The sequence below is a fragment of the Acinetobacter baretiae genome, assembly GCF_015627105.1.
Lineage (GTDB): Bacteria > Pseudomonadota > Gammaproteobacteria > Pseudomonadales > Moraxellaceae > Acinetobacter > Acinetobacter baretiae.
Map to the genome: position 1 here is coordinate 1 of NZ_VTDM01000006.1, position 21,638 is coordinate 21,638.

Consider the following 21,638-nt stretch of genomic DNA (forward strand, 5'->3'; position numbering starts at 1 on the left):
CAGTTCTACTTCCGTACAACGGACGTAACTGGTGCGATTCAGTTGAAAGAAGGCGTTGAAATGGTTATGCCAGGTGACAACGTTGAAATGTCAGTAGAATTGATCCACCCAATCGCAATGGACGCAGGCTTACGCTTTGCAATCCGTGAAGGTGGTCGTACTGTAGGTGCTGGTGTTGTTGCTAAAGTAACTGCATAATCACTGAAAAGTAAAAAAACGCCCCTAAACAGGGGCGTTTTTTTATATTAATAATAGATATATGTGTATGGTTTGGGGTGTAAATGAATGATTAGAAAAATGAAAATAGAAGATATAGATGCAGTATATGAAGTTGAAGTCAAGGCACAAACACATCCGTGGTCAAAGAAACAATTTTTAGATGCAGTACAAAGCTATTCTTCTACTGTTCTTGAGCTTAATCACCAGATATGTGGTTTTTGTATTTTGCAACCTGTGTTAGATGAAGCAAATCTATTACTTATGGCTATTCGTGAAGATGTACAAGGTCAAGGATTTGGTTATCAGTTGTTAGTAGAATCTATGGATCAGTTGGTTAATTCACCTGTTCAAATTTTTTTAGAAGTTCGTCAAAGCAACGATCATGCCATTAAATTGTATGAAAAAGCAGGTTTTCATCAAATAGATGTACGAAAAAATTATTATCCACAACGTGGAGGCGGGAGAGAGCACGCTGTTATTATGGTCAAATCGTGTACAGATGATTTTAAAGCATTATTTTCTTAATTTGATGTCAATATTTCTTGCCAATTTGCAGGAAATTGATTCATCAGTGACTCCCCAAGTTTAGAAATTTCATCTAAAGTCAGTGATCGAGTAAATGTTTGCCATTCACCATCAATTAATAAATCGAAAGGTAAATACTGAGACTTATAATTCATTTTTTTAGAGTGAGGAACCCAATATCCTAAATAAACAAAATCTAAGTTTAACGATTGAATATATTCAATTTGTTTTAAAATAGTGAATACACCTAAGGATCTTTTGCTTTCTTCAGGGTCAAAAAATGTGTAAACCGCAGACAGTCCATCATCAAGTACATCACAAGTAGCAACACTAAGCAGAGTATCTTCTTTCCATAACTCTAAGAAAAAGCTTTCAGTACAACTATTGACTAAGAAACTTTTGAATTGTTCAGGACTTGGTGGATACATATCGCCATCTTGATGGCGAGCATTAATATATTTTTCATAAAGTTGATAATGTTGTGTAGTAGCCTCAGATACTGGGCGAATTTTCATGTCTAAATCTTTATTTTTCTTCCATGTTTTCTTTTGTTGACTATTCATTTTGAATACATCAACAATAATACGGCAAGATAAACATTGCCTGCATGAATGACATTCAGGTTTGTAGACATAGTCTCCACTTCTGCGGAACCCTGTACGAGATAAATCAGATAAAGTTAAGACGTCTATTCGTTGTGTTGGGTCTAAAAAAACCATTCTAGATGGTTTATAGCTTAAATAGCTACAATCATGTGGTGGGCTGAGAAAATATTGGAGTTCAGCCAAGGAGAACTTTGAATTATAGGTATTCACGTGTTGGTCCTCTTAGTGGTTTACTCAATGAGTAATTGTTGGCTTTTTGCAATAGTACTTGTTGAAAATACACTGTCTTGATATTTTTGCCAATCTATTTGAGGTTGTTTTGTTACATATTTTAACGATTTTAAGTAATCTTGACGAGAAATTGTGGTCGCACCTAAACGCATCAGATGGTCATTTTCAAGTTGACAGTCGATCCAAGGAAGCTTTTCTTGTTGACCAATAAGCATTAAGGTATAAAAGGCCATTTTTGATACATCGGTTTGGGTACTAAACATCGACTCACCAAAACAGCCGTGACCAATGCTGACGCCATACAAACCACCAACAATTTTTTGTTCTTGCCATACTTCAATACTGTAGCCAAAACCTGCATAAAATAAATTGGTATAGCCTTTAATAATATCTTCGCTAATCCAAGTTTCTTGACTGTAGCTTCTAGGTTGTGAACACTGGCGTATAACATCTTCAAATGCATGATTAACCGTAATCTGATAATTGTGTTTTTTCATATTACGTAAAAGTGACTTACTCGGTTGGTAGTCTTGAGGTTTAATAATACAACGAGGTTCTGGGCACCACCAACAAATAGGATCGTTTTCATTAAACCACGGAAACAGTCCGTGTTGATATGCTTCAAATAGAGTCGATGGTTGTAAATCTGCACCAATACAAATCAAACCTTGTTCATCTGGGTCTGTTGTGATTGGATCGGGAAAACTATATTGTGAAGGCGGTAGAGTATTTTGCATAGATGTACTAAGTTGGGCAGATGTTAAATCATGAAAAGGAGCGTATACACGCTCCTTCATTGTACATTATGAAAGATTGTCTAAGTATTTTTCTGCATCTAGTGCAGCCATACAGCCAGCTGCCGCTGATGTGATTGCTTGGCGATAGACACTATCTGCAACATCCCCTGCAGCAAATACACCAGCAACTGATGTTGCTGTGGCATGGCCTGCTGTACCACTGGCCACTTGAATATAACCATCGCGTAATTCAAGTTGATCTTTAAACATTTCTGTATTTGGCTTATGTCCGATAGCAACAAACAAGCCTTGAACATCAACGGTTTGTGTAGAGTCATCTTGTGTTGACTTTAAGCGTACAGCAGAAACACCTTTTTGATCACCCAACACTTCATCAACCTGGTGATTCCAAATGATCGAAACTTTTCCTTCTTTTTCTTTCTCAAAAAGATGGTCTTGCAGAATTTTTTCTGAACGCAGTGTATCACGACGGTGCACTAAGGTGACATGACCAGTAATATTGGACAAATATAGTGCTTCTTCGACTGCAGTATTTCCACCACCAACAACCATAACATTTTGGTTTTTGTAAAAGAATCCATCACAAGTTGCGCATGCACTGACACCTTGTCCCATAAACTTTTGTTCAGATTCTAAACCTAAATATTGTGCAGTGGCTCCTGTGGCAATAATGAGAGCATCACAAGTGTAATCACCCATATCACCTTTGAGAGTAAATGGACGATTTTGGGTATCTACTTCATTAATATGATCGTAAACTAATTCTGTACCAAAACGTTCTGCATGTGCCTGCATACGCTCCATGAGGGCAGGGCCCGTTAATCCTTCAGGGTCTCCTGGCCAGTTGTCTACTTCGGTTGTTGTCGTTAATTGACCACCAAGTTGTAAGCCTGCAATCAGTGTTGGCTTTAGGTTAGCACGTGCTGCATACACTGCTGCGGTGTAACCTGCAGGGCCTGAACCTAAAATAATTAAGCGTGAATGACGAGCGCTCATGGTCGATTCCTTTATTAAATGAATACATTAATTGGTTTAAAGTATACGTGAAAGTCACTAGATTTTGTGTAGATCATTGTATGGGTGATTGATAGATTAAATCGTTTTAGAGGATTTAATTTGTGAATTATATTTAATGTTGTGACCTTAAAATAACATTCATCGAGAGTCGATTAAATTTCTGTAAGAAAATCTTACAACTTGGATTGATTTTTGCTAGTTGATTATAGTCAGTCATTTTTTATTTAACTGTATGATGTAATTTGCCATGTTTTAGATATTAATTAACAGATGTAATACTGAAGTTGTTGCTCATATTATCTATCTATGCATGCTTTGAACGAGATTGAATATTTAATTGATTTAAAAATCATATGATGTAATTCTCAAAGGTGTTTTACTCAATACTGCAATACACTTTAATCAATAGGGGTTGTTAATGGGTTTTCTGTCTAAATTGACGTTGGTATCAACGTGTCTTTGTACTACTTTTATTAGCACAACACATGCAACAGATACACTAGAGAAGATAAAAACTAGTGGCAAAGTTGTGATTGGGAATCGTGAGTCATCTGATCCAATGTCGTATGTTGTAGATGGCCATGCCGTAGGTTATGCAGTAGATATTTGTAATAATGTTGCAGATGAGATCAAAAAAGAACTCAATATGCCTAACTTAGCAGTAGAATATAAAACAGTCACGTCTGCAAACCGTATTCCTGAGTTGTTAGAAGGCCATATTGATCTAGAGTGTGGTACAACCACTAATACAAGACAACGCCAACAACAAGTTGCTTTTTCAACAAGTTACTATGTGACAGAAGTACGTATGGCTGTAAAAGCGACTTCGGGAATTAAGCATATTGCAGACTTAGATGGTAAAGCCGTGGTGACCACACAAGGGACTACATCCGACAAATATATTAAAATGAATGAAAGAGGCCAACAGATTAATGTTAAAAATTTGTATGGTAAAGATCATGCAGATTCATTTGGTATTCTTGAGTCAGGCAAAGCCGAAGCATTTGTAATGGATGATAATACTTTGGCAGGTTTGATTGCTCGATCAGCAAATCCAAAAGCATTTGCAATCGTTGGTCCTGTTTTATCGTACGAACCATATGGCATTATGTTTGCCAAGGGTGATCCAAAAATAAAAGCATTGGCAGATCGTGTAGTGACAGGGATGTGGAAGTCAGGTCAAATGGACAAACTATATAAAAAATGGTTCCAATCACCGATTCCTCCTAAAAATGTGAATTTAGGCATACCACAAAATGACTCATTGAAGCGTTTAAAAGATCGCCCAAATGATGCAGGTATTGCATAATCTTTTAATGTTTAAACAGTACAAACGATATATTTTTTGTTTTATCGTTTGTACTGTTATTTGTTATGTAAAGCAGGTAAAACAAAAAATAAATACTGTAAATAAAATATAAATTAAGTCTGTCTTTGTCGTTAATTTAGTCTAAATCTACTTAAAATATCAGTTTTTCAAACCTTGAGTCTTATTTTTGGAGGGTAGATTGCTTCGTTTAGGTACTGTTATCATCGTAATACGGTATCTTAGGTGATAAAAATATCTCTGACCAAGCACTTCACACTTCTGCATTATTTGCAGTTTATTGTCATAATCAGTGATACCATTTTGGCTTAACCTCATATAATCTATCACACGTTTGTCATGAAATTAAATGTATGATTAATTTAAACATCGTATGATTTCATTTTGAAATTTTTCTGCTCAATCGTGAAGTGTACTTTAATCAATAGGGGTTGTTAATGGGTTTTTTATCTAAATTGACGTTGGTGTCAACATGTCTTTGTACTACTTTGATTGGTACAGTACATGCAGCGGATACACTAGAGAAAATAAAAGCCAATGGTAAAATTGTAATTGGGAATCGTGAGTCATCTGACCCAATATCGTATGTTGTAGATGGCCATGCCGTGGGGTATGCAGTAGATGTGTGTAATAGCGTTGCAGATGAGATCAAAAAAGAACTTAATCTGCCTAATTTAAAAGTTGTATATAAAACAGTTACGTCTGCAAATCGGGTTTCTGAATTGTTAGAAGGCCATATTGACATGGAATGTGGTACAACCAGCAATACAAGACAACGCCAACAACAAGTTACTTTTTCAACAAGTTACTATGTGACAGAAGTACGTATGGCTGTAAAAGCGACTTCGGGAATTAAAAGTATTGCAGATTTAGACGGTAAAGCCGTGGTGACTACACAAGGGACGACTTCTGACAAATATATTAAAATGAATGAAAGAGGCCAACAGATTAATGTTAAAAATTTGTATGGTAAAGATCATGCAGATTCTTTTGACGTTCTTGCATCAGGCAAAGCCGAAGCATTTGTAATGGATGATAATACTTTGGCAGGTTTGATTGCTCGATCAGCAAATCCAAAATCATTTGCAATTGTTGGTCCTGTTTTATCGTATGAGCCATACGGTATTATGCTTGCTAAGGGTGATCCAAAAATAAAAGCATTGGCAGATCGTGTAGTGACAGGGATGTGGAAGTCAGGTCAAATGGATAAACTATATAAAAAATGGTTCCAATCACCAATTCCCCCTAAAAATGTGAATTTATGGATGCCAACAAGTGACTCGCTAAAGCGTTTAAAAGAACGCCCAAATGATGCAGGTATTGCATAATTCTGAATCTTTTAACAGTAAAATGGTGTGTTTTATATGACACCATTTTTACTGCTAGAGATCAGTGAAAGGCATTGATATGAGCATAATAAGTTAAGAAAATCGATTGGTTAATTTCTATCATAAATATGCCAAAAGCATTACATAACCATTACGGATCATGAGTTTTTTTGAGATATATTTATGTGTTATTGACTTTAGAGTTTAGCTATACTGAGTCAATCTATAAAAAGCAGTTTACTTTTAAGTAATTTTATCAATTTATTCATTAATAACAGGAAAGTGTATGACTGCGGTGTCAAGTGTATATGCACAGCGTTTCATTACTACATTATTCTTGGTTTCTTTTGGCATATATTTATTTTTAGCAACAGTAACATATACGCCATTTGATCCAGGTTGGATGCATATTTCAAGTGATACACAGCAAGTTTCAAATGCCAGTGGTGTAGCAGGTGCTTGGGTTGCAGATTTACTGTTTGGATTTTTAGGGTGGGCAAGTTTATTAATTCCACTGTTTTTCTTTATAGAAGCAATCCAATTATGGTGGCCACACAGTTTTTTAAGTAAATCATTTCGTTACGCAGCACAGTTTTTTATTTTATTGGCAACGGCAACGTTATTGTACTTATTTTGGCATATTCCGAATGATGCATTAGACAATGCCTCTGGAGGTATTATTGGTTATGAAATTGGTAAAAACTTAGTACAATTGTTGACCATTTATGGCGCAAGTCTTTTTTTAATGGTTTTGTGGTTTATGTTGTTTACCTTGGCTTTTGGTATTCAGTGGCATAAAACATGGGCAATGCTGAAAGCGACCCCCAATTATTTACAAGATTTATTTTATCGAAATGTGCCTGAACATGAAGCAGATCATGATCTTACTTTAAAAAATAAACCTGTAATGCCTCAAAAAGTAGAGGAGCCAACAACGCATTCATCTTTGCCTGAGCATGTAGAAAAAAATCTACCGAAAACGGTGTCTACGGTTCAAATCAATGATCCTGCAGCAGAAAAGCTATTTGCTCATTTAGTGAAACAAGAACAAACCAGTCCGCCATTAGTATCTGAAGCAGTATCTGAACCTATAGTGGAAAAAACACCACAGCCTGAAAAAGTGCTAGAAACAGGTGAGGTATGGCGTGCTTTAGATTCAAAACATAGCGAACAACATCAACAAGATATAGATGCATTATTGAAATTGGCAGAAGACCAACAAAATTTAACGCCATCTGAGACAGCAAATGATGTTAAAACGCCAAGTTTAGATTGGAATGATGAAAAGATATTTAATGAGTTGTTAGATGCTGTCCCACAGCATCAACAAGAAATCAAACAAACTTATGCTCAAACCCAGTCACCTGAACATATTCGCTCACATGACGATGCAACGCTTAAGTTAAAAATATCTACAGAAGATCAGCATTTACATGATATTGAAAAACTTCTTGCAGTAGATACCACTGTGGTATCAGAACCAGAGCCAATAACACCAAAACCAATCGAATTAGAACCAAAAATAGAAAAAAATAGCCATCCTTATGCGCAATCTTCTTCATTTGTCCAAACGCAAATGACAACAGATTTGCATCAAAACCTGTCAAAGCAAGAATTTGTTGAAGCATGGCAAGAAACAGCAGGTACACCCGAAACTGAGGCTGACGATTTTGATCAACCATTAACAGATGCGCATGGTCGCCCAATTTCACGTGCGATGCAGGTGGTTAAAAAACGCAGTGGATTGTCTTTAATTCCTGAAAAATTATTACTAGATAAAGTCGATCCAAATAAAAAAATTAACTTCACACAAGAACAATTGGCCCGATTATCTGAGCTTTTAGAAATTAAGTTGCAAGAATTTAATGTGAAGGCAAAAGTTGTTGAAGCACAACCAGGCCCTGTTGTTACACGTTTTGAACTAGATTTAGCACCCGGGGTAAAAGCCTCTAAGGTAACCAATATTTCTAGAGATTTAGCACGTTCTATGTCTATGGCATCTGTACGTGTGGTGGAGGTAATTCCTGGGAAGCCTTATATTGGGATTGAAGTTCCAAACAGTAGCCGTGAAATGGTACGTTTAACAGAGCTTCTCGATACCGAAGAGTATTTAAATCCGAATAATTTAATTAGTGTGGCGATGGGTAAAGACATTTCTGGTCGTCCTGTATTGGCAGATTTAGCAAAAGCACCACATATGCTTGTGGCAGGTACAACAGGTTCAGGTAAATCTGTGGCAGTGAATGCCATGATTTTATCGATGCTGCTTAAATATACGCCAAATGATTTACGTTTGATTTTAATTGATCCTAAACAGCTCGAGCTTGCCAACTATAGCGATATTCCACATTTGCTTACACCTGTAGTGACAGATATGAAAGATGCTGTCAGTGCACTGAATTGGTGTGTCAATGAAATGGAACGCCGTTATAAGCTGATGTCATTTTTAAAAGTACGTAAAATTGTGGACTACAACCGAAAGGTGAAAGAAGCAATCATGTCAGGTGAAGACTTGATTGATCCAACGTGGAAGCCGAGTGACTCAGCCACCCAAGAACGAGCACCACGATTACAAACCTTACCTATGATTGTGATTGTTGCAGATGAATTTGCAGATATGATTATGCAAGTGGGTAAAAAAGCTGAAGAGATGATTACACGCCTTGCACAAAAGTCACGTGCGGCGGGTATTCACTTATTACTTGCCACGCAAAGACCCTCTGTAGATGTGATTACAGGCTTAATTAAAGCCAATATTCCAACCCGTGTAGCATTGAGAGTGAACAGCAAAATTGACTCCCGTACTATTTTAGATGCAGGTGGGGCAGAAGATTTACTCGGTCATGGTGATATGCTCTTTTTAGGGCCGGGTAAAATAGAACCTGAGCGTGTACACGGTGCATTTATTAGTGATGATGAAGTAAACCGTATTTGTGATGCGTGGCGAGAGCGTGGTGATCCTGATTATGTCGATGAAATACTTACGCCGTATGATGAAGAACAGGTTTCTCGAAGCGGAAGTGATGATGGTGAATCTAGCCCAGATACAGATGTACTATATGATCAGGCGGTTGCATTTGTATTAGAAACACGTAAAGCAACAGCATCTTCTATACAGCGTAAATTTAGTCTTGGCTATAACAGAGCTGCACGTTTAATTGATACCATGGAAGAAAATGGTATTGTGAGTTCTATGGGTGCAAATGGAAAGCGTGATATTTTGGTATAATCAATGCCTGTCATCTCTGATCATTTTAAACTCAAAAGGTAAAATTCAATGTTTGCTGCTTTATTGACCTTAGCGCTCATTAACTTATGTGCGCTACTTACGCCTGGGCCTGACTTTTTTTTAGTGACACAAACAGCAATTAGTCGCTCACGTAAGGCTGCTTTATCTATTGTACTTGGTGTAACAGCAGGTGTTGTTTTTTGGGTCACATTAACTTTATTGGGTTTAAATATTTTATTTGAACAAGTTGTTTGGTTAAAACAATTAATGTTTATTGCAGGAGGGGCGTATTTAACATGGCTAGGTATTCAGCTTTTACGCACAGCATTTAAACCTTCACAGTCTACTCACCAAACACAAGATATTTTAGATCAGGAAGAAAGTTTATGGAGGTTCTTTTTTAAAGGACTACTGACCAATTTATCGAATCCTAAAGCCATTATTTATTTTGGTAGTGTATTTACATTGTTCTTAGCAAATCCTGCGTTAGAGCATGCACATGTCTTTTTGTTTTTAATTGTGGTTGTTGAAACTTTATTGTGGTTTTTAGCCGTTACTTTTATTTTCTCCTTACCTCGTTGTAAGTTGTTTTACCAACGCTCTATCCGTTGGATCGATGGTATTTCTGGTGGTTTATTTACGATGTTTGGTGTGTTTTTAATGAATAATAGGTAATAAAAAAGCCTTGTACGTTTAAACAAGGCTTTTTTTTAGATGAAGTTTTTCAAAACTGCCAAAAAATCTGTGCGATGTTTGGGGTATTTTGAAATGACGTCATAAATGTTTTCACCTTGCGGATCTAATGCAAGTACATTTCGCCCATCTTTTTGGAACTGTATTAAGAGTCGTTCAAAATCATGTGCGCGCATGTGCTTAAAGGCATTGTATAGCACGTAGAAATCTGCATTGACACCTTCAGGTGGCATGTGGTTTAAGTAAGCAAAAATTCGCTCATCTGACCACGGTTCGTTAAATGTTGCTGGCTGTGACACTGCCATGGCTTGCTCCTGACATCGAAAGGCAAAATAAATATATGTTTATTTTGCCTTTAAATATTGAATGATGCTAATCAGTATTCAGATTAACGATCTTCAGGTAAATTGATATTCATTTCAAGCATTTCTAAGTTTGCCTCAGATCGAACTTGCATTTGAATATGTTGTTCATCTACGCCACGGACATACCGATTAACGACTTGCATGATCTCTAATTTCATTTGATCAATTTTATCTTGACTTAAACGGCGCCCTAACCCTTGCTCTGAGGCAACAATGACTTTTAAACGATCTTTTGCAGTTTGAGCACTGGTTTGACGGTCATCGTTACCAAAAACTTTACTCCAGAATCCTGCCATGATTATGCTCCAAATAAACGTGCCAACCAGCCCTTAGGTTTGACTGTAATATGGCGGTACGGTCTTTCTTCTCCAAGAAAACGTGCAATCAAGTCATCATATGCTTGGCCAGCTTGAGCATCTTTATATAAGATCACAGGCTTTCCTTCGTTAGATGCTTGTAAAACACTACTACATTCAGGAATAACACCCAGTGTTGGGATGCGTAAAATATCTTTAGAAATATCATCAATCGTCAGCATTTCTTGACGATCTGCACGTTCGGGGTTGAATCGTGTAATACACAAATGTTTGCGTACACGACCTTCATTTTGTTCAATTTTTTTTGTTTTACTGTCTAGCATACCAATAATACGATCAGAGTCACGTACCGATGAAATTTCAGGGTTCGTCACAATAATCGCTTCATCTGCATAATACATGGCTAAAATAGCACCACGCTCAATACCCGCAGGTGAGTCGCACACAATATAGTCAAATTCTTGTGATAACTCTTCTATGACACGTGCTACGCCTTCATCGGTTAAAGCGTCTTTATCTCTGGTTTGAGATGCAGGTAAAGTGTACAAATTTTCGATATCTTTATCTCGAATGAGCGCTTGTTGTAAACGTGCTTCGTTATGAATCACATTCACAAAATCATAAACCACTCTGCGTTCACAGCCCATAATAAGGTCTAAATTACGCAACCCTACATCAAAATCGACAACGACTGTTTTGTGGCCACGTAAGGCTAAACCTGTTGCAAAAGATGCACTCGTTGTAGTTTTACCTACACCACCTTTGCCTGATGTCACGACAACAATTTTGGCCACCGAATCCACTCCTTTTTTAGTCATTTATATGTAAATAGCTTTTAGTTTAACCCATGGTTATACATTAGATTTCTAAAGCTTCAAATACAAGCTTTTGCTCTTCATTTAGGTAAATATGTGCTGCTTTTTTTTGTACATGCAAGGGAATGTCATCGGCAATGCAGTATGTTCCTGCAATAGAGATTAATTCGGCATTTAATGCTTGGCAAAAAATGCGCGCTTTAGTGTCACCACTTGCACCAGCAATCACACGTCCTTTGGCTCCACCATAAATGTAAATATTGCCACTTGAAATGACTTCAGAACCGCTGTTCATACTTGCGTTTAAAATCACATCGCCGTGTTCTTGAATGAGACATTGGCCTGTGCGTAACATTTCATTGTGGTAGCATGTTGTATACGCCACGGTGTTTGTTGTTTGCGTAGGTTCTTTTTCAGGGTGTTGCTCACGTGTATCTACACTGATATGTTTTTCTTCAGTCGGTTGAATACGTTGTAAAGGACGATCTGCAGGTAAAATGGGGAACTGGATACTTTTCGCTTGATCACTCAATAGGCCATCAATCACAGCCATAGGTTGTAAATTTAAGCTCACTAAAAGTTGAATAAGAGAAATAAGCTCTTGTTTTACAGTGGTATCAAGAATGACAACAGTGCCATGTGCTGCGGTATCATCGAGTATTTTTGTCAGTTGTTGGCGTATAAGGTTTTCGTCATTGGTATCGAAGGTTAACCTTGAAAAGTTTACCATTCGGCCAGTCACCCGGATGTCTGCCATAATATTTCCTTAAATATGCTTAAAGCTCAGGCAAATCAATAAAAAGATGAAAATAATACAGTGATATGTTTAGATAAAAAGTGCTTTATGCTAGATATTTGTATTTTTATTTTCAGTTGCTTTTAGAAGTTGCTGCCATTGTTTCACTTTAACTTGCTTTTGTATAGATTCTAAACTTTCATAGACAATAGATTCAACTAACTTTTCTAATGATTGATTATTTATATTGATATTGCTCATTTTTGTTGCGATTTCTGTATAAATTATATTCGGTTGTTTGGGTGAACCTTGGGTGAGTTGGCTTAAAATGCTATCGGTAAGATTTTCACCTAATTTTTTTGCAATAAGTTGTGCTTGTCCTTCAATTTTACTTCCAATAATTGGAAATAAACGGAGTAGGTGATGCACTTCAGATGTATTTGTAATAGCTGTTTGAACAATCTCTCCCATCTGTTTACAGATACGATGATGATGTTCTTGTAAATTGACCGCTAAATTTTCTTGTAGCATTTCTGCCATGGTTTGTGCAAATAAATCTTTGTGGTGTTCTACGAGGCTGTGAATAATTTTTTTGTGCGTGTGACTATGGTCGAGTTCATTTTTTATGCCATCAAGTACATTAATGACTACACGATCGGAAATTTCTTCCATCACAACGTTGTAGTAAAATTCAATGGTCTGATACCAAGCATGTGGAATAACTCGGTAGCCTAGTTGGTATAATCGATAAATAATTAACCCTGCACGTAACAATCTTAAAAAACGCAGTTGGGGAAAGATTGCAAGAACCTCATACCAATGTATAAATGGAAAGAAAAACCATTTGCTATAATGGTGACGTAGGATTGCAATGCCCCAACGAATCAAAAGTTCGAGTATTAAAAAGCAAATAAACCAACTTTCAGTGAGCTCAACCCACGGGTGTAATACTTGTTTGTAATTGTTGATTAGAGCTGTGTGATGAATTAAATCAAAAAACCAATATGCAAAATGACTCATTAAAATCGCATTACCAATTAGGCAAAATAAGTTAACGAAAATAATGATCATCATAAATATGTCATAACTTAGGTATAGCTTCCAAATCCAAGATTCTCTATTGATGTGATGGAATTTATTACGAGTAAGTTTTGACATATTCTAATCTATATTAAGAAGCGGTTTTGCGGTGATATTCGGTTTTGATGTCATCAATAAGTGCATCTTTTTCTAACCAAACTTGACTTAGCCATTGGTAAAATTTTGCACGGAATTGACGATCTTCCTCGTAATTGCCATCTAAAATCCATTGTGGAATGTCGATTTTACGTAAATGAACCACAATACGAGGAACTTCACCTAACCAAAATTCACTATAATCGGGCACACCATCTGGGTATACAATGGTCATATCCACCAAACTATCAATTTTTTTGCCTAAAATATGAAGTGCAAGTGCAAGTCCACCTGCTTTGGGTTTGAGTAAATGTCTGTAGGGGGATTTTTGTTTGTCGTGCTTTTCTTGGGTAAAACGGGTACCTTCAACATAATTGAGCAACGTAAACGGTTGACTGAGGAGCTGTTCACACGATTTACGTGCTTCCATGATGTCGTGATGTTTGAGCTCAGGATTTTTGGCGATCTGAGATTTAGTATGGCGTTTCATCATTGGAAAGCCCAAAATTTTAAACGCTTGTCCAACCAAAGGAATAAAAATTAATTCCCATTTGGTAAAAAAGCGAGTCAATGGCATCCGTGTACGACCAAAATATTGATTTACTGTGGTATCAACCCAACTTTGATGGTTACATGTCATGAGATAACGCCCATCTAATTCTAACTTGAGCTCAGGGTCAATGCGTATATCCCACTGAGTATCAGGTAAAATGTGGTCAATCATCCAGTTATTCACAGATAACCAATTATTTGCAAGATGAGTATTGGTTTCATCAATTTTTGCAGATGGTTTAATGAGCTTTGTTAGGCCTAAACCGACAATAGAACCGCTGTGAATTAAAGTATTTCCTGTAAAAACCGATCCTATTGTGAGTCCACGTGTAACTTTTTTAAATAAGCTCGGCTTTTTCGTTTGCGTTTGCATGCTGTGTCCTAAGTATGACCTTAGTGCATCATAATCTGAATGATGCCTATCTCGTTAAAAAAATGATGAAGTTGTTTAAGATCTGTACTTTGATGGATATTGATGACTCACAGATACAGAGCAGTTACTTGTTTGTTAACAATGCAAGCATTTCTTAACAAAAAAGATATGTTTCATCAATCGTTGCTGTCTCATAATGGGATTATATATTAAATAAAACGAAAGGAGGCATGCAATGCGTGCATTAGTAATTTCTACTGTGGTTGGAGCATTAGCACTGTCAGGCTGTCAATCGATGAATACAGGTGGTGGCGGTAATGGTGTAAGCCAATACGACAAAACTGCTATTGGTGGTTTAATTGGTGCTGCTGCAGGGTATGGCTTGTCTCGTAGTAATGCAAATAGTTCAGCACAAAACAACCGAGCTGCAGCTATTGGTGCAATTTTAGGGGGCGCAGGTGGTTTGTATCTAGACAAAAAAGAACAACGCTTACGTGAACAAATGGCAGGCACAGGTGTAGATGTCAACCGTAATTCAGATGGTTCGGTGGGTCTGGTTATGCCTGGTAATATTACTTTTGATACAAATCAATCTACAATCAAATCTAATTTTTATACCACGTTGAATAAAGTGGCTCAAACATTAACAGAAGACAATAAAAGTGCGATTTTGGTAACAGGGTATACCGATAATACGGGAAATGATTCAATCAATATACCACTTTCGCAAGCACGTGCTCAGGCAGTTGCAAGCTATTTAGCAGGGCAAGGTGTATCTCGTAATAAGATCAATGCACAAGGAAATGGTTCTGCAAATCCAATCGCATCTAATGCAACTCCTTCAGGACGTGAACAAAATCGCCGTGTAGAAATCAGTATTTATGCATCTCAATAAGATTTGAAGCTTGACTGAATAAAGTATTTGTAAAAAACCCTCGACTATAGTCGAGGGTTTTTGTGTGTGTGAATTAAAGATAACAAATGACAAAAATAAGAATATTTGAATAAAAATAAAACAAACAACATAGAAAGTGACTGTTTGGTCATGCTTGAGTGATTGAAAGAAATGGTAAATAGTATTGATTATGATTATCATTTATATAAATTGTGTTAATGATGTTTTATTTATAGAGGCAATTGACCTTGTTTTAATCATTAATATCGTCACTTATTGAGTTGAGTTACATCTATGCTTGAATCTTTAAATCATGATTTATCTATAAAATGCAGAAAGCCAAGCTATTTAGCGATGTGTTTAGCATCGTTGATGGGGGTAAGTTCATCAGTTTTTGCAACTGAAATAAATCAAGAATCTACAGCTTTACCTGTGATTACAGTATATGCCGAGCAAAACAATATGCTTCCAGCATCTATTGCCACCATCGATCGTGGTAGTTTAGATCGTACAGGGGCAACAGATATGGCTAGTATTGTCAAATACTTACCATTGGTGCGAGCACCTAAAGCTGTGAATGGAGGTGGAAATGCCTGGGATGGTTCGGGCACTACGGGTTATAATATTCGCGGGGTAGATGCCAATCGTATTGGCTTAGAGGTGGATGGGGTAGAGTTAGCCAGTGCAACGCCCCAACCAGATAGTCAAAAGGGTAATAGCTATAGCTCAGGTCGAGATTTCATCGATCCAGAAATGTTTAGTCGTGTTTCTATTGTGTCTGGTACCACGAGTCCACGTGCAGAAGGTATAGGGGGAAGAGTAGAGTTTAGAACAAAATCTCCGCAAGATTATTTGAAAAATGGTCAGCAAGTCGCAGGAACATTAAAGGGTGGCTATAGTTCAGCAGATAATGCATGGTTTACCTCTGCAACAGGTGCTATAGGTAATGATGTTACTCAAGGTTTGGTTGCTTATTCACATCGTGATGGGCATGAAGTTGAAACGAACAGTCAGTTAAAAGCTAATCCATCCGACTGGAAGTCAGATGCTGTATTGGCAAAAGTGTTGTGGAATATAACAGAGCGCCAAAAAGTTGGGTTTACTTTTGATTTTTACGAAAAAAAATCCAATAACTTTGTGAGTGCTGATTTACTGAGTAATCTATATCCTCTTGGTGCGACACAAAATATTGATGGTCGTCGAATTCGTTACAGTTTGGACTATCATATCAGACCTGAGAATTTTATTGGATTTGATGAGCTGAGTACCAATGTGTATTATCAAACGACAGATAATCTAAACCGTACGCATGCGTATTATGTTTCTTCGTCATCTGCACTGCGTGGTTATCGCACCATTGATAATAATTACACTGAAGATAATTATGGCTTTGCTTTAAATGCAATGAAACAAATCAAAAACCATAACATTGACTATGGTTTAACGATTGGTGAAACACGAAGTAATCGTCCTTGGCAACAATATAATCCAGACGGTAAATTGATGGTTCAAAATCGTATGGTTAAGTCAAATACCAACAAATATGCAGCTTATATATCAGATACCATGCAATGGCAATTGGCTGATCGTGAATTAAAAGTTACACCAGGGATACGTTATCATTTTGAGCGTTTTGATCCACAAAATGCATCAAGTGTATTAAAATCTGCTGCACAAATAGCTCAAATTTCCAAATCAAATAATGATTATTATGCACCAAGTCTTACAGTAGAGTATCAATTATCCCCCAATTATTATACCTATGCAAAATACAATCATGGTGCACGTATACCTACTGCGGCAGAAATGTCAGGTACATTTGATCAAACAACATACTCCATTATTGGTAATACAAATTTAAAGAAAGAAACCAGTGACGCATTTGAACTAGGAATAAAGACCACACCGATACAAGGCATTCATTTTGATGTTACAGGGTTTTATACTAAGTATAAAAACTTTATCGATTATAAGCAGTTAGCGACACCAATTGGTGGAGATAGAGCGTTTACGTATCAATTGCAAAATGTGGCAAATGTAAATATTTGGGGAGGAGAATTATCGTTTCGTGCAGATCTTGGACAGTTTGTATCACAAGCAAATGGATTTAGTTTAGCTCTTGTTGCAGGAACGACCAAAGGCATATCTAAAAATGGGAGTGGTATGAAAGGGGGAGTGAATTCGGTACAACCAGAAAAAGCAAGTTTAACCTTTGCATATGATGACCCTGCACAAAAATATGGGCTAGGCTTTACCACAACAGCTGTGGATTCAAAAAAAGCATCCCAAGATAATAGTGCGACACTAAGTGCAATAGAAAGCTATAGAAATGTACCAGGTTATGTTATTCATGATTTAACGGCATATTGGAATGCAAACAAATATATGACGTTTAATGTGGCATTAAACAATATATTTGATAAAAAATATTGGGATTATGCAACAGTTGCAACGTTAACAAAATCGAGTGTCATTGAGCGCTCAACGTTGCCTGGACGAAATGTTGTAGCGAGTGTTGAATTTAAATTTTAATTGAAAATCAAAATAGGCAATGTACGCCCAGTATATTGTCTATTTTTATAGGTGTATGATGAAAAAATGTATATTGGCTTTAACATTGTTGGCAACCACATCAAGCGTATTTGCTGTGGCTTCAAAAGATCTTTCGTCTGTATATACGGCGGGAATTACTGAGTCTTCAGTGGCCACTCAAAGTCGTTGGATTAAAGAATTATCAAGTGATAAAGATGCAATCTTCATTTCTCAAAAACAATTTGTAGAGGAGTTTGTTGCAAAATATCAACCATTGTTCACTCAGTATAAAAATGTAGATCAACAGCAATTTGTTGCTTTTGAGGAAAAACAACTCAACGAAATGATTCAGTCACACAAAGAAGCATCTGTAAAACAAGCACATGTACGTTTTGGGGTAATTAATAAAAATAAAGATGACAAAATTTCATTAAAAGAGTTTCAAGATTTAGGGATACGATCTTTTGAAAGTTTTGATAAAAATGCAGATGGGATGGTGAATGCAGTAGATGAAACATTAGACACCAAAAAAGATCGTTTGCATGGTGGTGCTATGTTTAAAATGGCAGTATCTATCCCTGTTGCAACAGATGTTAATAGTTTTATAGCACAGCATGGGCAAGGTAAAGACTATGTAACGTTGGCACAGTTTTTAATGGAACGTGAAAAACAATTTGTTGATACGGATACAAACCATGATTGGAGCCTTTCTGAAGAAGAATACGTCAATGAGTTTACACAGCGTTACGATCAAAATGCAGCTCAAGCAAAAGCAGGTCTTCAAGCATTTTATAACGAGCGCTTTTTAGCGATTGCACAGGGTAAATTAAAAGTAAGTAAAAAAGATGTAAAACACTTTGCTACGACAATGTTTAAGTATTGGGATAAAAATAATAACGGTAAAATCGAGCTAGATGAATAAGCCGATGCAGATATTGCAACCGATTTGTTTGTTTGCTAACCACTTGTGCCTGTAAAGTAGTTGACGTTGCTTGTATTAATATAGATAATGCATGCACAAAATGGCTATGTAGCTCAGTTGGTTAGAGCACAGCACTCATAATGCTGGGGTCACAGGTTCGAGTCCCGTCATAGCCACCATTCACTTACTTTAGAGCAAAGTAATGTTGAATAAAAAACCAACGCAAACAGCGTTGGTTTTTTATTGTCTGTATGATTATTTACTGAGTATAAATGCGAAAAAAACCTTTAATCATGACTAGATTACGAGGTTATCTTAAATAATTTTGTGTTAAAAAAGCACTTTAAGATCAAAATGATTTTAAAGTGCTTTGTTTTAATATAGTTAAACTTAAATCGTTATAGCAATATTAATTTACATTTTTTCTTGAGTCTTGGTTGCTGTGTTAGATACAGCTTTACCTGCTTTAGAAACATCTTGCCCAAACCCATGAAACGTATTACAGCCAGCGAGCATAATAGTTGCTGCAATTGATGCAAGAATCACTTTTTTCATTTTCTTCTCCAGAGGATTAATTTTTTATTGCTGTGATATAAATCATAATCAATATTATAGAATATGCATATTATCTTTTATGGTTTAAGTGTACTTTATCTGTATGTAATGTATTAAATATGTGTTTAATGTTTAGCCGTATTTATAAGGTGCTTGAAGGAATTGTTGTCTATACATATAAAAAACATCTTGATTCAAATTACAATATAAACCATCACGCCACCACATACAGGCACTTGAATGATGGGCGTTAGGTGCAATCCATTCATGCCTTGTTAAAGAGTATAAGTGAGACAGAGGTGTATTTCCCCAAAAGCCTGTTCTACGCATGCAATTAACCCACTGAGGAGCTAAAAGAGAAGCATTTTGAGATGGATAAAATAATTGCCCTTTAATAACAGCATATTTTTTGTGAATAGAGTGCTGATCTATGGTGTTAAATTGAAACTGCTTGTGTGTAAAGTGCTGTAATTTTCTTGCTAAGGTGTCATGTCTATTGAGTCCATACCATTGGGTTAAACGTGCTTCGGATTCTGCTAAATAATATTTAATGGCAACCTCCCAATGTTCGGTATGTTGAGTCTCACGATTAAATATCAAAAAATCTAATTCACCTAAAGTTTGCTTACCTTGAATTTGTTGCAAACTGTGCCCAATCAGCTTAAATGAATGATATTGCTCATCGAGTAACCAAAACAATAAAAACCGTTCAAAGCGCAAACCTAATCGTGTGCTTTTTAGCTTTGACATAAAGAGCAGGAGTTCTGTAGGATCTTCATCTAATTTTTCCAAACGAGTTTGATATTGAAGAAACTGAATGCTCCAAAAGTTATGTTCGTGGAGGTCAAATGAATGCTCAATGATTAATTCAGATGGAACAGACGAAATAATACTAGGACTGGCAATGCAAAAAGCCAATTGTCTGACACAGGGATGGGTATAGTGTTGCCAAGGTTCAAAAAAAGACATATAACAGTTAAACCTCAAAGACAATAAAAACTTATTTATAATATACCTTAGACATAGCTGATTAGGCCCAATCATGAAAACAGTATTTTGGCGAACGCTCGTTATTATTTTTATTATACTTGCGATTATTGGTGCAATTTTACCAGGTATGCCAACAACAGTGTTTTTGATTTTGGCTGCATGGGCTTCTTCAAAAGGTTGGCCTCAAATGGATGCATGGTTGTTAAATCACCCTAAATATGGGCCAACGTTACGCAATTGGCGTAAAAATGGTACTGTGCCACGCAAAGCAAAGTGGTTGGCTTCAATCATGATGCTTATTAGTGCAATTGTAATGTTATTTACCCCTGCCCCTGTTTTAGTCAAAATTTTTACCAACACCATCATGTTTGCGGTGGCGGTATGGCTTTGGTTAAGACCAGAACCAACACAACAGTCAAAACAATGGGTAGACAGAGCATTAACAGATGCGGATATTTTGATTGATTTAAGCCAGCAAATTCTTTTTCTTAAAAAAAATAAAACATGTTATTTCATTTCATCGGGTAAAAATGGAATAGGAGAAACTGAAAATAGCGGTAAAACGCCTACGGGGTGGCACTGCATTGCGCAAAAAATTGGCCATAATGTCGCAGAAAATACCGTATTTGTTGGGCGAGCTGAAACAGGAGAAATTTATGATGAACTTCTTGATACACAACAGCCGAATCGAGATTGGATTTTAACACGTATTTTGTGGCTCAAAGGATTAGAAGAGGGCATAAACTTGGGTGAGGGTGTTGATACGTTTGAACGATATATTTATATACATGGTACACCTGAAAAAAACCCAATGGGGATTCCCTTATCACATGGGTGCATACGTATGCATAATACATCGTTAATTGAAATATTTAATACTGTAGATGAAAATGCTTTGGTTTATTTATCTAAAGAACCGCTAAATTTCACATTTTTTTAAAAAATAAGTAAAGAATTACTTATTTTTTAATCGTTTAAACTTAAAATTGAAGAAACATGCTTAAAAGCGTTTGACAGTTGGTATAGATTCTCTATAATGCACCTCACAAACGATAAAGACGTTTTAAAGGGCGCTTAGCTCAGTTGGTAGAGCGTCTGCCTTACAAGCAGAATGTCGGCGGTTCGATCCCGTCAGCGCCCACCAAGCCTCTTAATTGTCTTAAAATGCAGCGGTAGTTCAGTTGGTTAGAATATCGGCCTGTCACGCCGAGGGTCGCGGGTTCGAGTCCCGTCCGCTGCGCCATTTTAAGGTTATCGTTTTAAAGTTTTAAAGTTGCAGCGGTAGTTCAGTTGGTTAGAATATCGGCCTGTCACGCCGAGGGTCGCGGGTTCGAGTCCCGTCCGCTGCGCCATTTTAAAACTTACACTTTTTAAATCTTATGATTTAAAGGGCGCTTAGCTCAGTTGGTAGAGCGTCTGCCTTACAAGCAGAATGTCGGCGGTTCGATCCCGTCAGCGCCCACCACATTATCAACCTG

At 36.8% G+C, this 21,638-nt stretch carries 20 protein-coding genes, 5 tRNA genes and 2 pseudogenes; 16 read left to right on the plus strand and 11 right to left on the minus strand.

From position 1 onward, the window contains the following. Together I2F17_RS02810 and rimI are read left to right on the plus strand one after the other, a co-directional pair. A partial coding sequence (locus tag I2F17_RS02810; RefSeq protein WP_456050362.1) for an EF-Tu C-terminal domain-related protein occupies positions 1–198 on the plus strand: 198 nt, incomplete at its 5' end. An 87-nt stretch (positions 199–285) separates the two neighbouring features. Beyond that, the gene (gene rimI, locus I2F17_RS02815) at positions 286–744 is read left to right on the plus strand and encodes a ribosomal protein S18-alanine N-acetyltransferase (RefSeq protein ID WP_211139050.1); all 459 of its coding nucleotides are present in this window, start codon (positions 286–288) and stop codon (positions 742–744) included. Here the strand turns inward: rimI and I2F17_RS02820 are convergent. From I2F17_RS02820 to trxB, 3 genes are all read right to left on the minus strand, one after another. Beyond that, positions 741–1,559 carry an arginyltransferase gene (locus I2F17_RS02820; RefSeq protein ID WP_211139051.1) on the minus strand — a complete coding sequence of 273 codons (819 nt, stop codon included), beginning with the start codon at positions 1,557–1,559 and terminating at the stop codon, positions 741–743. The two genes, rimI and I2F17_RS02820, sit on opposite strands and share 4 nt — an antisense overlap. A gap of 20 nt (positions 1,560–1,579) precedes the next feature. Then, a complete protein-coding gene (gene aat / locus I2F17_RS02825) occupies positions 1,580–2,317 on the minus strand; it encodes a leucyl/phenylalanyl-tRNA--protein transferase (protein WP_196423372.1) in 738 nt (245 codons plus the stop codon). 66 nt (positions 2,318–2,383) lie between these two features. Continuing rightward, positions 2,384–3,334: a thioredoxin-disulfide reductase gene (gene trxB, locus I2F17_RS02830; RefSeq protein WP_211139052.1), complete on the minus strand. Its 951-nt coding sequence runs from the start codon at positions 3,332–3,334 to the stop codon at positions 2,384–2,386. A 505-nt stretch (positions 3,335–3,839) separates the two neighbouring features. Between trxB and I2F17_RS02835 the strand changes: the two are divergent. The 4 genes and pseudogenes from I2F17_RS02835 to I2F17_RS02850 all read left to right on the plus strand — a co-directional run. Continuing rightward, a pseudogene (locus I2F17_RS02835) lies at positions 3,840–4,664 on the plus strand (transporter substrate-binding domain-containing protein); the annotation flags it as partial. Between the two features lie 455 nt (positions 4,665–5,119). Beyond that, positions 5,120–6,010 carry a transporter substrate-binding domain-containing protein gene (locus I2F17_RS02840; RefSeq protein ID WP_211139053.1) on the plus strand — a complete coding sequence of 297 codons (891 nt, stop codon included), beginning with the start codon at positions 5,120–5,122 and terminating at the stop codon, positions 6,008–6,010. Between the two features lie 286 nt (positions 6,011–6,296). Next, positions 6,297–9,239 (plus strand): DNA translocase FtsK, encoded by a 2,943-nt coding sequence (locus I2F17_RS02845; RefSeq protein ID WP_211139054.1) that lies wholly within the window; start codon positions 6,297–6,299, stop codon positions 9,237–9,239. Between the two features lie 48 nt (positions 9,240–9,287). Next, positions 9,288–9,914: a LysE family transporter gene (locus I2F17_RS02850; protein WP_196423377.1), complete on the plus strand. Its 627-nt coding sequence runs from the start codon at positions 9,288–9,290 to the stop codon at positions 9,912–9,914. Positions 9,915–9,949: 35 nt separating this feature from the next. Here I2F17_RS02850 and I2F17_RS02855 read toward each other — a convergent pair whose 3' ends face one another. The 6 genes from I2F17_RS02855 to I2F17_RS02880 form a co-directional block, all read right to left on the minus strand. Next, positions 9,950–10,237, minus strand: a complete 288-nt coding sequence (locus tag I2F17_RS02855) for a PA4642 family protein (RefSeq protein WP_196423378.1) — start codon at positions 10,235–10,237, stop codon at positions 9,950–9,952. An 83-nt stretch (positions 10,238–10,320) separates the two neighbouring features. Then, positions 10,321–10,593 carry a cell division topological specificity factor MinE gene (minE, locus tag I2F17_RS02860; RefSeq protein ID WP_196423379.1) on the minus strand — a complete coding sequence of 91 codons (273 nt, stop codon included), beginning with the start codon at positions 10,591–10,593 and terminating at the stop codon, positions 10,321–10,323. A 2-nt stretch (positions 10,594–10,595) separates the two neighbouring features. Then, the gene (gene minD / locus I2F17_RS02865; RefSeq protein ID WP_196423380.1) at positions 10,596–11,408 is read right to left on the minus strand and encodes a septum site-determining protein MinD; all 813 of its coding nucleotides are present in this window, start codon (positions 11,406–11,408) and stop codon (positions 10,596–10,598) included. Between the two features lie 64 nt (positions 11,409–11,472). Then, the gene (gene minC / locus I2F17_RS02870) at positions 11,473–12,186 is read right to left on the minus strand and encodes a septum site-determining protein MinC (protein ID WP_196423381.1); all 714 of its coding nucleotides are present in this window, start codon (positions 12,184–12,186) and stop codon (positions 11,473–11,475) included. 90 nt (positions 12,187–12,276) lie between these two features. Next, the gene (locus I2F17_RS02875) at positions 12,277–13,323 is read right to left on the minus strand and encodes a preprotein translocase subunit SecA (protein WP_196423382.1); all 1,047 of its coding nucleotides are present in this window, start codon (positions 13,321–13,323) and stop codon (positions 12,277–12,279) included. Positions 13,324–13,336: 13 nt separating this feature from the next. Continuing rightward, positions 13,337–14,266, minus strand: coding sequence for an acyltransferase (locus I2F17_RS02880; RefSeq protein ID WP_196423383.1), 930 nt, complete (start codon positions 14,264–14,266; stop codon positions 13,337–13,339). A 235-nt stretch (positions 14,267–14,501) separates the two neighbouring features. Here I2F17_RS02880 and I2F17_RS02885 point away from each other — a divergent pair, with 235 nt between their 5' ends. The 4 genes from I2F17_RS02885 (at position 14,502) to I2F17_RS02900 (ending at position 18,794) form a co-directional block, all read left to right on the plus strand. Further along, positions 14,502–15,161 carry an OmpA family protein gene (locus I2F17_RS02885; protein WP_196423384.1) on the plus strand — a complete coding sequence of 220 codons (660 nt, stop codon included), beginning with the start codon at positions 14,502–14,504 and terminating at the stop codon, positions 15,159–15,161. 294 nt (positions 15,162–15,455) lie between these two features. Next, the gene (locus tag I2F17_RS02890; protein WP_211139055.1) at positions 15,456–17,693 is read left to right on the plus strand and encodes a TonB-dependent hemoglobin/transferrin/lactoferrin family receptor; all 2,238 of its coding nucleotides are present in this window, start codon (positions 15,456–15,458) and stop codon (positions 17,691–17,693) included. A gap of 58 nt (positions 17,694–17,751) precedes the next feature. Next, positions 17,752–18,615 carry a hypothetical protein gene (locus tag I2F17_RS02895; RefSeq protein ID WP_211139056.1) on the plus strand — a complete coding sequence of 288 codons (864 nt, stop codon included), beginning with the start codon at positions 17,752–17,754 and terminating at the stop codon, positions 18,613–18,615. Positions 18,616–18,717: 102 nt separating this feature from the next. Then, positions 18,718–18,794: transfer RNA gene (locus I2F17_RS02900), tRNA-Met, on the plus strand. A 235-nt stretch (positions 18,795–19,029) separates the two neighbouring features. Here the strand turns inward: I2F17_RS02900 and I2F17_RS02905 are convergent. Together I2F17_RS02905 and I2F17_RS02910 are read right to left on the minus strand one after the other, a co-directional pair. Further along, positions 19,030–19,170, minus strand: a complete 141-nt coding sequence (locus I2F17_RS02905) for an entericidin A/B family lipoprotein (RefSeq protein ID WP_196423387.1) — start codon at positions 19,168–19,170, stop codon at positions 19,030–19,032. A gap of 132 nt (positions 19,171–19,302) precedes the next feature. Then, on the minus strand, positions 19,303–20,139 hold the full coding sequence (locus I2F17_RS02910) for a DUF1853 family protein (RefSeq protein ID WP_196423388.1): 837 nt from the start codon (positions 20,137–20,139) through the stop codon (positions 19,303–19,305). A 73-nt stretch (positions 20,140–20,212) separates the two neighbouring features. Here I2F17_RS02910 and I2F17_RS12560 point away from each other — a divergent pair. From I2F17_RS12560 to I2F17_RS02935, 6 genes and pseudogenes are all read left to right on the plus strand, one after another. Further along, positions 20,213–20,566, plus strand: a pseudogene (locus tag I2F17_RS12560) (YbaN family protein); the annotation flags it as partial. A 48-nt stretch (positions 20,567–20,614) separates the two neighbouring features. Continuing rightward, positions 20,615–21,100, plus strand: coding sequence for a L,D-transpeptidase (locus tag I2F17_RS02915; protein ID WP_328705916.1), 486 nt, complete (start codon positions 20,615–20,617; stop codon positions 21,098–21,100). Between the two features lie 128 nt (positions 21,101–21,228). Then, positions 21,229–21,304, plus strand: a tRNA-Val gene (locus I2F17_RS02920). A gap of 22 nt (positions 21,305–21,326) precedes the next feature. Next, positions 21,327–21,403, plus strand: a tRNA-Asp gene (locus I2F17_RS02925). 32 nt (positions 21,404–21,435) lie between these two features. Then, positions 21,436–21,512: transfer RNA gene (locus tag I2F17_RS02930), tRNA-Asp, on the plus strand. Positions 21,513–21,549: 37 nt separating this feature from the next. After that, positions 21,550–21,625 (plus strand) — tRNA-Val (locus I2F17_RS02935). Positions 21,626–21,638 lie beyond the last annotated feature (13 nt).

Coding starts and splice junctions, on each gene's coding strand:
- minE (WP_196423379.1), bottom strand. CDS start 10,593: ATGGCAGGATTCTGGAGTAAAGTTTTTGGTAACGATGACCGTCAAACC.
- I2F17_RS02875 (WP_196423382.1), bottom strand. CDS start 13,323: ATGTCAAAACTTACTCGTAATAAATTCCATCACATCAATAGAGAATCT.
- I2F17_RS02905 (WP_196423387.1), bottom strand. CDS start 19,170: ATGAAAAAAGTGATTCTTGCATCAATTGCAGCAACTATTATGCTCGCT.
- I2F17_RS02880 (WP_196423383.1), bottom strand. CDS start 14,266: ATGCAAACGCAAACGAAAAAGCCGAGCTTATTTAAAAAAGTTACACGT.
- I2F17_RS02850 (WP_196423377.1), top strand. CDS start 9,288: ATGTTTGCTGCTTTATTGACCTTAGCGCTCATTAACTTATGTGCGCTA.
- rimI (WP_211139050.1), top strand. CDS start 286: ATGATTAGAAAAATGAAAATAGAAGATATAGATGCAGTATATGAAGTT.
- I2F17_RS02855 (WP_196423378.1), bottom strand. CDS start 10,237: ATGGCAGTGTCACAGCCAGCAACATTTAACGAACCGTGGTCAGATGAG.
- I2F17_RS02885 (WP_196423384.1), top strand. CDS start 14,502: ATGCGTGCATTAGTAATTTCTACTGTGGTTGGAGCATTAGCACTGTCA.
- aat (WP_196423372.1), bottom strand. CDS start 2,317: ATGCAAAATACTCTACCGCCTTCACAATATAGTTTTCCCGATCCAATC.
- minC (WP_196423381.1), bottom strand. CDS start 12,186: ATGGCAGACATCCGGGTGACTGGCCGAATGGTAAACTTTTCAAGGTTA.
- I2F17_RS02910 (WP_196423388.1), bottom strand. CDS start 20,139: ATGTCTTTTTTTGAACCTTGGCAACACTATACCCATCCCTGTGTCAGA.
- I2F17_RS02890 (WP_211139055.1), top strand. CDS start 15,456: ATGCTTGAATCTTTAAATCATGATTTATCTATAAAATGCAGAAAGCCA.
- I2F17_RS02845 (WP_211139054.1), top strand. CDS start 6,297: ATGACTGCGGTGTCAAGTGTATATGCACAGCGTTTCATTACTACATTA.
- I2F17_RS02895 (WP_211139056.1), top strand. CDS start 17,752: ATGAAAAAATGTATATTGGCTTTAACATTGTTGGCAACCACATCAAGC.
- I2F17_RS02840 (WP_211139053.1), top strand. CDS start 5,120: ATGGGTTTTTTATCTAAATTGACGTTGGTGTCAACATGTCTTTGTACT.
- trxB (WP_211139052.1), bottom strand. CDS start 3,334: ATGAGCGCTCGTCATTCACGCTTAATTATTTTAGGTTCAGGCCCTGCA.